Genomic DNA, 13156 nt, shown 5'->3' on the forward strand with positions numbered 1-13156 from the left:
AGTGATTGTAGTTTTTTTGAAGACCTCCTATGTTTTTATGGGGTTAGCGATTGTCTGGGCGGAAGAGTCGGGCCGCATTTCATATTTTGTGATGCGGTCGGATCAGGCTTCGGACCTTTTGAAGTGCTCAGAGCAACCGATTTTATAGGTTATTTGATATATGCTGACGAAAATTACTATTTCCTGAACTTTCATTTTGGTTGTGACACTTATACTCAGTTACAGACATCAATATACAAATTTAAACGCTACAGGGATCAGTTCTAACTTCCCTGGCACCATTTGAACTTTTTTGAGTATAAATCTAATAAATATTGACATAAAGGTGATGTTGTATGAATTTTTATGTCTTTACTGACTACAAGTTGCAACTCCATGTTGGAGTAATTTTTTCTTCTGAAAGTCCACGTTTATCTGAACTACCTGATTAAATTAATTATATACAATTTAACTAAGTTTGTTTACTATTTCTACAAATAAAAATCTTCGGCTAATAATTATTACCTTCTTGGATAATGACTTCCATATTTGTTTCAAAAAGAATAAAAGCCTGAATCAAAAGATCTTACTTTATGAAATGATTACGTTCAGATTATTTTTCAAAAAAGTTAAGAAGGGGCTCCCCTTCAGGAGGATTGTATCAGTTCAATAACGTTGTCTGCTTCATTAATAATGTATTCTGCTTCTTCGGAAGAAAGATTGCCCCTATTTTCCTGCCTTTGGACAATATTCTTAAAGCACTGGAGTTTAATGATGGCTATCTGATCCCGGCCATTTTCCAGTGAATAAACTACACTTTCAAGGCTTGCTGTAAGAATACATTTTGTTAGAGGGGGAGTGTTAAGATTATCAATGTATCCCTGGAGATCTTCAATAGATGCTAATGCATCTTCAACTTCTACTTTTATATCAACAATATATGACGCATTTGCTGTATCCACAATGGCCTCATTAGCTGTATATTCGTAAGGAGCATACAGGAATGTAACCTGATCACCGTCTTTAATTACGTTCTGACTGAGTCCCAGTGGAGCAAGCTCACCGTTTATGTAAACAAACCATGATGTACTTGCTCCATAATTATCTTGTACTCCGTTAATATCAGTAAGGTAAAAAGAACCATAGTCCTCATAGTACTCGTCAGATGCATTATATGTGAATCCGCTTGTCTCATCACTTGAAGCCGCATCAAGTACACCATGGTCTGTCAGGGTCTCCACCTGATAACTGGCAGAAAGATTGTTTGATGGAACGAAAGTAAATGTACCGTCTTCCAACTCGACAGTTCCATTAAAGATTTCAGCAGGTTGTGCTGCCGCCGTACCAATCATTATTGCACTGAGAAGTGCAATTAAGAATATACATGTTATTTTATTTTTCATATTTATTCCTCTTCCAAAATATATGCATGGCAAAAGAAAAAACTCATTAAGTGTTTTATCCTTATACTTCAACCCACACATGTTTACTTATTTACTATTTTTTATATATAACTCCATTAATTTAGATCATAAGTGTTAGCAATAAGAGTAAAACTATTTTGATTGCAGTTTTCAAAGAGTATACATCAATATTTTTTTGGCAATACCCCTAATTTCTTGTAAATTTAATGTCAAATTTTCGTGTACGATCAGGCAGTATTGCAAATTTGCTGTAAATTTGAAGTCAAGTTTTTGTGTGTTCGATGGAGAATTGATCCACTTATATGAAATTTTTTATCCAATAACATTTTGAAAGGTATGACTTTACAGAGAAATCGGTGCATTATGATCAATTAGCAAATTTTTCTGTAAAATTGTAAATTTTTCAAATGTAAGCAGTTAGATAATCTAACATCAAAAGAACTGAGATATGAAACGAGACAGTTAATTTAAATGAACTTAAAAAAGTTAAGAAACCTGATCATAATGCCAGTCGTTGAAAAACAAGAACTGAAGACTGGCTTTCAACCCTAGCAAAACAAGGCTAAAGAGGTTGTTTTGCCAGATTTATCAATGATCTCTCAACCTTTTAGCCTTGGATCTCTTTTATCGTTTTTTAATTAAATGTTTATTCGTTTTCAGAATACGTCCCAGATTTCGTATTTGTTGTCACTTTTATGTAGTCGGTTTTTGCTACCGTGTTCCTGCCTACAACGTTCTTTACTGTCAAGTTAACAGTATATGTTCCTGCCTTGGAATACTTATGAGTCGGATTCTCGATAAATGACTTTGATCCGTCTCCAAACTCCCAGATCCAGCCAGAAGCCGTACCTGTACTTGTATCAGTAAATTTAACATTTAATGGTGCTTTTCCTGACGTTACACTGCTGGTGAAATTTGCAACAGGTTTTGATATTACGCTTATAAGTTCTGTTTTGGTTACTGTGTTACGTCCTGCAGCGTTCTTTACTGTCAAGTTAACAGTATATGTTCCAGCCTTAGAATATTTATGAATCGGATTCTCGACAAATGATCTTGATCCGTCTCCAAAATCCCAGATCCAGCCAGTAGGAATTCCTGTGCTTGCATCAGTAAATTTAACGTTCAATGGAGCTTTTCCTGACGTTACACTGCTGGTAAAGTTTGCAGCAGGTTTTGAGATCACTTTTACATAATCGGTTTCTGTAATCGTATTACTACCCTTAGCATTGGTAACAGTGAGTGTTACCGTATACTTTCCTGCTTTAGAATACTTATGCTTTGGATTCTGGATTGTGGACGATGTTCCGTCTCCAAAACTCCATTTCCATTTAGTAGGCATGTTACTACTCTTGTCAGTAAAAGCAACTGTTAATGGTGTTTTTCCTGAAGCAGAAGATGCTGAAAAAGCAGCTACTGGCTTTCCGGGAGATGAAACAATGACTTTAATGTACCCGGTTTTTACTTCAGAATCGCTTCCACCAGGTCCGGTTACAGTGAGGTTGACAGTGTACGTGCCGGCAGTACCGTAAGTATAGGAAGGGCTTTGTTCGGTGCTATCTACAATGCCATCGTTATTAAAATCCCATGAATACGATGAGATATTGCCAGTTGACTGGTCTGTAAACTTGACAGTAAGAGGAGCAGTACCGTTCGTCACATCAGCTAGAAATGCAGAAATTGGCGGTTCAGAAGGTGTTGAGTTTTCAGAAACAGTGATATAGTCAGTCTTTACAGTGCTGTTGCTGTCAATGGAATTTGTGACTGTAAGGCTAACAGTGTAGTTGCCTGCGTCAATATAGGTATATACAGGGTTTTGTTCCGTACTGTCAACAGTACCGTCGTTATCAAAATCCCATGAATAAGAAGAGACATTACCGGTTGAAGTATCAGTGAAGTTGACAGTAAGAGGAGCGTCTCCAGAAGTCGGTGTTGCTGTAAAATCAGCAATTGGAGCGGAAGTAATCGGTAGTGCTTCAATTATTATATCATTTCCGTCAACTGTGATTTTACCCATAAGGGGTGCAGTGTCACTTCCGGAACCAATTGCATAAGGAGTATCACAGATTCCGTTGTTATCAGCATCTGCGCCTGTGTAGTCGTTATAGTAGTTGCCTAGAGAGGAGGTGTAGGACTCGTTTTTGTAGCTGTACTTTACAGTGCTACTGATATACTGGACGGAGCCGGCCGGTGAACCGTCATTGATGTTGACGGTGTTGTTAATGAAGTTGTTGTGGTAAACCTTATTGCCAGTGCCAGTTTTTCCGCTTTTCAAGTTAAAAGTAATCCCTACAGAATTGGAGTCAAAGGTGTTTCCAGTAATAATATTGCCATTACTTTTAGGATCTATAAGTAAACCTCCATAACCATCAGCACTGGTACAGTGTGAAATGACATTATCACTGAATGTTATGTCGTTTCCTCCCTTGCCAATACTAACTGCATAGTTAGAAGTAACGTTTGTAAAGGTGTTACCTGTAATCACACCGCCGTTATTTACCCTGCCCGCATAACAATAACAATTATCAAACTGGTTTTCGGTAAGGATCAGTTTCCCTTGGACATTATCAACACCGCATGAAGAGGATCCGTTAACGAAAACATTATTTGAATATTCAACATTATTCAGGATAATTGAACTTAAATACACACCTTTGAATATACAGTTTCTGATTATAACATTGGTAGAGTCATAATCTGATCCACGGATTTCAACCCATCTCGTAGTGGACGATGAAAAGCTTATGTTCTCAATCAGGATATCATGGGCAGTTTCAATATTAGATAAGTCAAAATTTAGCGCATTGTAATCAATAAAATTAAAGGTTACTTTATCTGCACCTGCACCTATAAAAGATAGAGGTTTGTCGGATATAAATAAAACCTGATTTATGTCATACGTTCCAGGGTTGAAGTATAAGACATCTCCAGCCTGTGCTTCATTAATTTTTGAGAGAATATTATCTCCAGGATTGACATCAATAGTTTGTGCCGAAGCAGAACCAACAAAGGCAAACAACAGGATAAGGAATATACTTAAAACAAGGCCATGTTTGGCAATATTTTGTATTCTGTTTTGTGCTTTATTTTGGGCTCTATTTTTTGTCATACTTTTTATAATTGTTTTCATATTGTTACTCCATTATTTTTCATGTTGTCAAATAAGAAGGTAGGGATATGTTTGCTGTCTCCAGATTTTTAGGTTCAATCTATTAAGTTGGTGAATCTCCAGACATTTACATGGCAGATGAATTAGCTATAGAAACAGGTCTATCCGTATCCAGTGTTGTTAATAAGTACTCCAGCAATTACAGACAGCTATGACCTTATTTATGACAATAACACCTGCTAATACCTGCAATTTATGGAGCTAACACCATTCCAGAGATTCCTGTCGTTTCCAATACGGCTCAAACAAAAAACAAAAATTAAAAATATGTCCTCAAGTAAAAATACTTCAATACTCATCAAAATTTTATTGAAGATGAAACTGACTTACAAGTTATTTGAAAAACGTTTCACGTAAGAGCCACATAACCCACATTCTGCAGAACATGTACACGTAGAAGTTACTTACCCATTTACCCAAAATTATCCATTAAAGAATGGGCAGTTTTTTAAATAACTGATATTTTGGGAAAATAGATAGTATTTTTGTGTGCATCTGCGGAAAATAGGATTAAAGAAAAATAAGTTATTTCAGTTTTTTTGAAGACCTCCTATGTTTTTATGGGGTTAACGGTTGTCTGGGCGGGAGAATCAGACCACATTTCATATTTTGTGATGTGGTCGGATCAGGCTTCGGACCTTTTGAAGTGCTCAGAGCAACCGATTTTATAGGTTATTTGAAATATATACTGAACAAAGTTACTATTTTCTGAACTTTCATTTTGGTTGTAATACTTATATTCAGTTACAGACATTAATATTACAAATTTAAACACTGTAGGAACCAGTTGTAACTTCCCTGGCACCATTTGAACTTTTTGAGTTTAAATCTAAAAAATATTGACATAAAGGTGATATTGTATGAATTTTTACGTCTTTACTGAATACAAGTTGCAACTCCATGTTGGAGTAATTTTTTCTTCTGAAAGTCCAAGTTTATCTGAACTATCTAATTAAATTAATTATATACAATTTAACTAAGTTTGTTTACTATTTCTACAAATAAAAATCTTCGGCTAATAATTATTATCTTCTTGGATAATGACTTCCATATTTGCTTCAAAAAGAATAAAAGCCTGAATCAAAGTACTTTACTTTTATAAAATGATTACTTTTCAGATTAGTTTTCAAACAAGTTAAGAAGAGTCTCCTCCTTCCTAGTAAAACAAGACTAAAGAGGTTGTTTTGCCAGATTTATCGATAATCTCTCAACCTTTTAGCCTTGATTTTTTATCGTTTTTCAATCTAAAGTTTAGTCATTTTCAGATTATATCTCTTATTTTGTATTTGTTGTCACTTTTATGTAATCGGTTTTTGTTGTCGTACTGATGCCTGCAGCATTTGTTGATGTCAGTGTCACTGTATAACTTCCGGTTTTAGAATACTTATGTTTTGGATTCTGGATTGTCGACGATGTTCCGTCTCCAAAACTCCACTTCCATTTAGTTGGTGAACCTGTGCTTGCGTCAGTAAAGGCAACCGTTAATGGCGTTTTTCCTGACGTTGGAGTTGCAGAGAATTCAGCAACCGGTTTTGCTGTCACTTTTATATATTCTGTTTTTGTTACCGTGTTACGTCCTGCAGCATTCTTTACTGTCAAATTAACAGTATATGTTCCTGCTTTAGAATACTTATGAACCGGATTCTCAACAAATGACCTTGATCCGTCTCCAAATTCCCAGATCCAGCCAGAAGGTGTACCTGTGCTTGTGTCAGTAAACTTAACGTTCAATGGAGCTTTTCCTGAAGTAACACTGCTGGTGAAGTTTGCAACCGGTTTTGCTATCACTTTTATATAGTCTGTCTCTGTTACCGTGTTACTGCCTTTAGCATTGGTAACTGTAAGTGTTACCGTATACTTTCCTGCTTTAGAATACTTATGCTTTGGATTCTGGATTGTGGAAGACGCTCCGTCTCCAAAATTCCATTTCCATTTAGTAGGCATGTTACTACTCTTGTCAGTAAAAGCAACTGTTAATGGTATTTTTCCTGAAGAAGGAGATACTGAAAAAGCAGCTACTGGCTTTGCTGGAGATGAACCAGTGACTTTAATATACCCGGTTTTTACTTCAGAATCGCTTCCACCAGGTCCGGTTACCGTGAGGTTTACAGTGTACGTGCCGGCAGTACTGTAGGTATAGGAAGGATTCTGTTCGGTGCTATCTATAATGCCATCGTTATTAAAGTCCCACGAATAAGATGAGATATCGCCAGTTGACTGGTCTGTAAACTTGGCAGTAAGAGGAGCAGTACCAGAAGTCGGAGTAGCTGTGAAATTTGCAACAGGTGCTCCAGGCAGCGGTTCGCTTACAACAATGTAATCCGTCTTTACTTCAAAATCGTTTCCGTCTGCGTTAGAAACTGTAAGGTTGACAGTATAGTTACCAGCAGCAGTGTAAGTGTAAATTGGGTTCTGTTCAGTGCTGTCTACATTCCCATCGTTATCAAAATCCCATGAATAAGAAGAGACATTACCGGTTGAAGTATCAGTGAAGTTGACAGTAAGAGGAGCGTCTCCAGAAATCGGTGTTGCTGTAAAATCAGCAATTGGAGCGGAAGTACTTGGTGGTGCTTCAATTATTATATCATTTCCGTCAACTGTGATTTTACCCATAAGGGGTGCAGTGTCACTTCCGGAACCAATTGTGTAAGGAGTATCACCTATTCCGTTATTATCAGCATCTGCGCCTGTGTAGTCGTTATAGTAGTTGCCTAGAGAGGAGGTGTAGGACTCGTTTTTGTAGCTGTACTTTACAGCGCTACTGATATACTGGACGGTACCAGCCGGCGAACCGTCATTGATGTTGACGGCATTGTTAATAAAATTGTTGAGGTAGATCTTGTTGCCGGCACCAGGTATTCCATTTCCCTCCGTTCCGACATTTATTCCTTCAGAATTTGAATCAAAAGTGTTTTCAGTAATGATATTGTTTTTACTGTTTTTACTATCGCCAGATATTAGTATAGCTCCAAGGGTACAGTTTGAAAAAACATTGTCTTTTAATGTTAAGTAGTTGTTGCATTCCATTATTCTACATGCAGGAATTTCAGAAGTATTCGTAAAGGTGTTACCTGTAATATTACCACTAACGCGCATCATATTCCAACTGACCTTATCCATCCGGTTTTCGGTAAAGGACAGCTTCTCAGCGGAAATACTGTTAGATATGTCATAGGCATATGGAGATATGAAAACATTATTCGAAACATCAGCATTCTTCAGGTTACCTAGAGTTACACTACTCATTACACAGTTTTCAATTACAACATTGCTGTCACCGTAATCCGACCCGTAGACATTAAAACCATTAGAGAAACTAATATTTTCAACCCGAATGTCGGAAGCACTTTCATAATCGCCGTAATTAATAGATGTGGTTTTTCCAAGTACAGTTACCTTATCTGCTCCTGAGCCTATTAGTGATACAGGTTTATCATTTATAGCCCAATTTCGGGTCATCTGATAAGTTCCAGGGTTGAAGTAGATGACATCTCCAGCCTGTGCTTCATTAAGGAGGATGGAGCGGACGTCATCACTAGGGTTGACCTCAATAGTTTGTGCCGATGCAGAGCCGATAAAGGCAAACAGCAGGATAAGGAATATACTTAAAACAAGGCCATGTTTGGCAATATTTTGTATTCTGTTTTGTGCTTTATTTTGGGCTCTATTTTTTGTCATACTTTTTATAATTGTTTTCATATTGTTACTCCATTATTTTTCATGTTGTCAAATAAGAAGGTAGGAATATGTTTGCTGTCTCCAGATTTTTAGGTTCAATCTATTAAGTTGGTGAATCTCCAGACATTTACATGGCAGATGCATTAGCTATAGAAACAGGTCTATCCGTATCCAGTGTTGTTAATAAGTACTTCAGCAATTACAGGCAGCTATGACCTTATTTGTGACAATAATACCTGCTAATACCTGCAATTTATGGAGCTAACACCATTCCAGAGAGTCCTGTCGTTTCCAATACGGCTCAAACAAAAAACAAAAATTAAACATGTTCTTAAGAAAAAATACTTCAATACTCATCAAAATTTTTACTGAAAGACAAAACTGACTTACAAGTTATTTGAAAAACGTTTCACGTAAGAGCCACATAACCCACATTCGGCAGAACATGTACACAGAAATAGAGATTACTTACCCATTTGCCCAAAATTATCCATTGAAGAATGGATAACTTTTGAAATGACTGATATTTTGAGAAATGGATAGTATTTTTGTGTGTATCTGCGGGAGGTGGGATATAAAGAAAAGTAAGTAGTTCCAGTTTTTTGAAGACCTCCTATGTTTTTATGGGGTTATCGATTGTCTGAGCGAAAGAGTCAAGCCGCATTTTTGGTTTCATGACTGCGGCAAAATCAGGTTTCAGACTTTTTGAAGTGCCAGGTCAACTTGACTTTTAAGAGATTATTGGAACATATACGCAGGAAATTTATTGTTTCCTGAAATTTTACCCCGCAGATAACGTATTTGTAATCAGTTAATAGATTTGCACACAGCATAAATGGTATGGCGATTTTTTTAGCACGATCCAAACGTAATAACTATTGCAGTTTATAAATTTGTACATTAGCTGAATACAAATAACGATTGTCAGATTGGGATAAACTTTCCTTCCTGAAGTCTAGGTTTTATCATGAATATCTGATGAAACTAATTATACGTGATAATCTAACTAATCGTTAAATATTTATATAAATATTAACTTATGACTAATTATTATTAGCTTTTCAGATAACAACTTGTTTTTACATTTATATAATTAAGACTGATTTTAAAATTGAGAAATTTTTAAATTTTTTCGTGTTTTTTGTTTCATTTGCTTCCTAGAATCCTCAGATTTGAGATTATTTTTTAATAAGGTATCGCCATTATCAAAAAAATCAACTTTAAATTACACGAAAAAAGGCTCTTCGCTATTTCGAGTGGGTAACTTACAATGATTTCCTAAATGTCGAAGTAGTATATCCAAAATTAAAAATATTTCTGGTTGAAAATACATTTAAGCTTGATATTCTCTTATAGCTTAGCTACATTATAATTCAGCAATTAGTTTCAACCCACACAAAATAGCGAAAAACCCGAAAAAAGATAAATTTTCCCATTTTGTCATATAATGCCTCCTCATTAGTCATCGGTTAAGGAATTTTCTTGCCTGAAAACTATCGATTTTGCACTTAATCCTGATCAAACTTTAACCTTCTTCTATGAGATCGATGCCCTGTTCCATTTCAAAATCGGTTAAAATTTATACTGTTGCGGAAATGGAGGCAGTTTGCCACGAGTCCTCACTTAACCGAAGATATAGAAATCATTTCATGAAACTCTACAATATAACCCAAATTTGACAGAATTCATTAATTGACAAAGTATTTTTCTACAAAAAACGTATACTATTGACGCAGAATTTTTCGGAAAATGAAAATAGCAAAAAATCGAGAACAATGTATAGAAACATTAAATGTAGGGCAAAAACAGGAGCATGAAGCTCCTTTTTTCATTTTAATTTTTATTTTTCTGTCAAATTAGGGATATAAGAGTTCTATAAAGCCAAAAGTTTTGTAGTAAGCTATTGAAAACCGTAAAACGAACGCTGGCTTTTTACTCTATTAAAATAAGGAAAAAGGGTTGTTTTGTCAGATTTGATAAATAATTTCCCCCACTGCCCATTCACTTTGATTTCTTTTATCGTTTTTCAATTAAGGATTTAATCGTTTTAGATTATATATTCAGTTTTTAGACTGCTGTCACTTTCATATAATTTGTTTTTGTTGTCGTACTGCTGCCTGCAGCATTTGTTGCCGTCAACGTGACAGTATAGTTTCCAGCTTTGGAATACTTATGCTTTGGATTCTGGAGTGTGGACGATGCACCGTCTCCAAAGTTCCATTTCCATTTACTTGGTGAACCTGTACTAGTGTCAGTAAAAGCAACCGTCAACGGGGACTTTCCTGAAGTAACACTGCTCGTGAAGTTTGCAACAGGTTTTGCTGTCACTTTTATATAATCGGTTTTTGTTACCGTGTTGCTGCCTACGGCGTTCTTTACTGTCAACTTAACAGTGTATGTTCCTGCTTTACTGTACTTATGAGTCGGATGCTCGACAAATGACTTCGATCCGTCTCCAAACTCCCAGATCCATGCAGCAGGTGTTCCTGTGCTTGTATCAGTAAATTTAACGTTCAATGGTGCTTTTCCTGAAGTAACACTGCTGGTAAAGTTTGAAACAGGCTTTGCTGTCACTTTTATATATTCCGTTTTTGTTACCTTGTTACTGCCTGCAGCATTCTTTACTGTTAAGTTAACAGTATATGTTCCTGCTTTACTGTACTTATGAGTTGGATTCTCGACAAATGACTTTGATCCGTCTCCAAACTCCCAGATCCAGCCAGAAGCCATACCTGTGCTTGTGTCAGTAAATTTAACGTTTAATGGCGCTTTTCCTGACGTAACACTGCTGGTGAAGTTTGCATCAGGTTTTGATATAACTTTTATATAATCGGTTTCTGTTATCGTATTACTACCCTTAGCATTGGCAACGGTGAGTGTTACCGTATACTTTCCTGCTTTGGAATACTTATGCTTTGGATTCTGGATTGTGGAAGACGCTCCGTCTCCAAAACTCCATTTCCATTTAGTAGGCATGTTACTACTCTTGTCGGTAAAAGCAACTGTTAATGGTGTTTTTCCTGAAGCAGAAGATGCTGAAAAAGCAGCTACTGGCTTTCCGGGAGATGAAACAGTGACTTTAATGTATCCGGTTTTTACTTCAGAATCGCTTCCATCAGCGTTGGAAACAGTAAGGTTGACAGTGTACGTGCCTGCCGTACCGTAAGTATACGAAGGACTCTGTTCGGTGCTATCTATAATGCCATCATTATCAAAGTCCCATGAATACGATGAGATATTGCCAGTTGACTGGTCTGTAAACTTGACAGTAAGAGGAGCAGTACCGTTCGTCACATCAGCTAGAAATGCAGAAATTGGCGGTTCAGAAGGTGTTGAGTTTTCAGAAACAGTGATATAGTCAGTCTTTACAGTGCTGTTGATGCCAATGGCATTTGTGACTGTAAGGTTAACAGTGTAGTTGCCTGCGTCAATATAGGTATATACAGGGTTCTGTTCGGTGCTATCTATAATGCCATCGTTATTAAAGTCCCATGAATAAGAAGAGACATTACCAGTTGAAGTATCAGTGAAGTTGACAGTAAGAGGAGCGTCTCCAGAAGTCGGTGTTGCTGTAAAATCGGCAATTGGAGAGGAAGTACTCGGTAGTGCTTCAATTATTATATCATTTCCGTCAACTGTGATTTTACCCATAAGGGGTGCAGTGTCACTTCCGGAACCAATTGCATAAGGAGTATCACCTATTCCGTTATTATCAGCATCTGCACCTGTGTAGTCGTTATAGTAGTTGCCTAGAGAGGAGGTGTAGGACTCGTTTTTGTAGCTGTACTTTACAGCGTTACTGATATACTGGACGGAGCCGGCCGGCGAACCGTCATTGATGTTGACGGTGTTGTTAATGAAGTTGTTGAGGTAGATCTTGTTGCCGGCACCAGGTATTCCATTTCCCTCCGTTCCGACATTTATTCCTTCAGAATTTGAATCAAAAGTATTTTCAGTAATGATATTGTTTTTACTGTTTTTACTATCGCCAGATATTAGTATAGCTCCAAGGGTACAGTTTGAAAAAACATTGTCTTTTAATGTTAAGTAATTGTTGCATTCACCTATCCAACATGTAGGAATTGAAGAAGTATTCGCAAAGGTGTTACCTGTAATATTACCACTAACGCGCATCATATTCCAACCGACCTTATCCATCCGGTTTCCGATAAAGGTCAGCCTCTCAGCGGAAATACTGTTTTGTACATCATAGGCATATGGAGATATGAAAACATTATTCGAAACTTCAACATTCTTCAGGTTACCTAGCGATACACTACTCATGACACAATTTTCAATTACAACATTGCTGTCACCGTAATCCGACCCGTAGATAGAAAAACCATTAGAGAAGCTAATATTTTCAACCCGAATGTCGGAAGCACTTTCATAATCGCCGTAATTAATAGATGTGGTTTTTCCAAGTACAGTTACCTTATCTGCTCCTGAGCCTATTAGTGATACAGGTTTATCATTTATAGCCCAATTTCGGGTCATCTGATAAGTTCCAGGGTTGAAGTAGATGACATCTCCAGCCTGTGCTTCATTAAGGAGGATGGAGCGGACGTCATCACTAGGGTTGACCTCAATAGTTTGTGCCGATGCAGAGCCAACAAAGGCAAACAGCAGGATAAGGAATATACTTAAAACAAGGCCATGTTTGGCAATATCTTGTACTCTGTTTTGTGCCTTATTTTGGGCCCTATTTTTTGTCATACTTTTTATAATTGTTGTCATATTTTGTTACTCCATAATTTTTCATGTTGTCAAATAAGAAGGTAGGGATATGTTTGCTGTCTCCAGATTTTTAGGTTCAATCTATTAAGTTGGTGAATCTCCAGACATTTACATGGCAGATGAATTAGCTATAGAAACAGGTCTATCCGTATCCAGTGTTGTTAATAAGTAC

4 protein-coding genes are annotated in these 13156 nt (G+C 36.8%); all 4 read right to left on the minus strand.

From position 1 onward, the window contains the following. Positions 1 to 626: 626 nt before the first annotated feature. The 4 genes from MSBR3_RS08170 to MSBR3_RS18890 all read right to left on the minus strand — a co-directional run bounded on the left by MSBR3_RS08170 (position 627) and on the right by MSBR3_RS18890 (position 12984). Positions 627 to 1331 carry a DUF4430 domain-containing protein gene (locus MSBR3_RS08170; RefSeq protein ID WP_196297031.1) on the minus strand — a complete coding sequence of 235 codons (705 nt, stop codon included), beginning with the start codon at positions 1329 to 1331 and terminating at the stop codon, positions 627 to 629. Between the two features lie 718 nt (positions 1332 to 2049). Then, positions 2050 to 4530, minus strand: a complete 2481-nt coding sequence (locus MSBR3_RS18885; protein WP_052723328.1) for a right-handed parallel beta-helix repeat-containing protein — start codon at positions 4528 to 4530, stop codon at positions 2050 to 2052. A 1314-nt stretch (positions 4531 to 5844) separates the two neighbouring features. Further along, the gene (locus MSBR3_RS08180) at positions 5845 to 8268 is read right to left on the minus strand and encodes a PKD domain-containing protein (RefSeq protein ID WP_052723329.1); all 2424 of its coding nucleotides are present in this window, start codon (positions 8266 to 8268) and stop codon (positions 5845 to 5847) included. 2046 nt (positions 8269 to 10314) lie between these two features. Next, the gene (locus MSBR3_RS18890) at positions 10315 to 12984 is read right to left on the minus strand and encodes a PKD domain-containing protein (protein ID WP_052723330.1); all 2670 of its coding nucleotides are present in this window, start codon (positions 12982 to 12984) and stop codon (positions 10315 to 10317) included. Positions 12985 to 13156 lie beyond the last annotated feature (172 nt).

This window comes from Methanosarcina barkeri 3 (assembly GCF_000970305.1).
In the GTDB taxonomy this organism is placed as follows: Archaea; Halobacteriota; Methanosarcinia; order Methanosarcinales; family Methanosarcinaceae; genus Methanosarcina; species Methanosarcina barkeri_A.

Excerpts from the sequence above, each read along its gene's own strand:
- MSBR3_RS08170 (WP_196297031.1), bottom strand. The coding sequence starts at position 1,331 with ATGATTGGTACGGCGGCAGCACAACCTGCTGAAATCTTTAATGGAACT.
- MSBR3_RS18885 (WP_052723328.1), bottom strand. The coding sequence starts at position 4,530 with ATGAAAACAATTATAAAAAGTATGACAAAAAATAGAGCCCAAAATAAA.
- MSBR3_RS08180 (WP_052723329.1), bottom strand. The coding sequence starts at position 8,268 with ATGAAAACAATTATAAAAAGTATGACAAAAAATAGAGCCCAAAATAAA.
- MSBR3_RS18890 (WP_052723330.1), bottom strand. The coding sequence starts at position 12,984 with ATGACAACAATTATAAAAAGTATGACAAAAAATAGGGCCCAAAATAAG.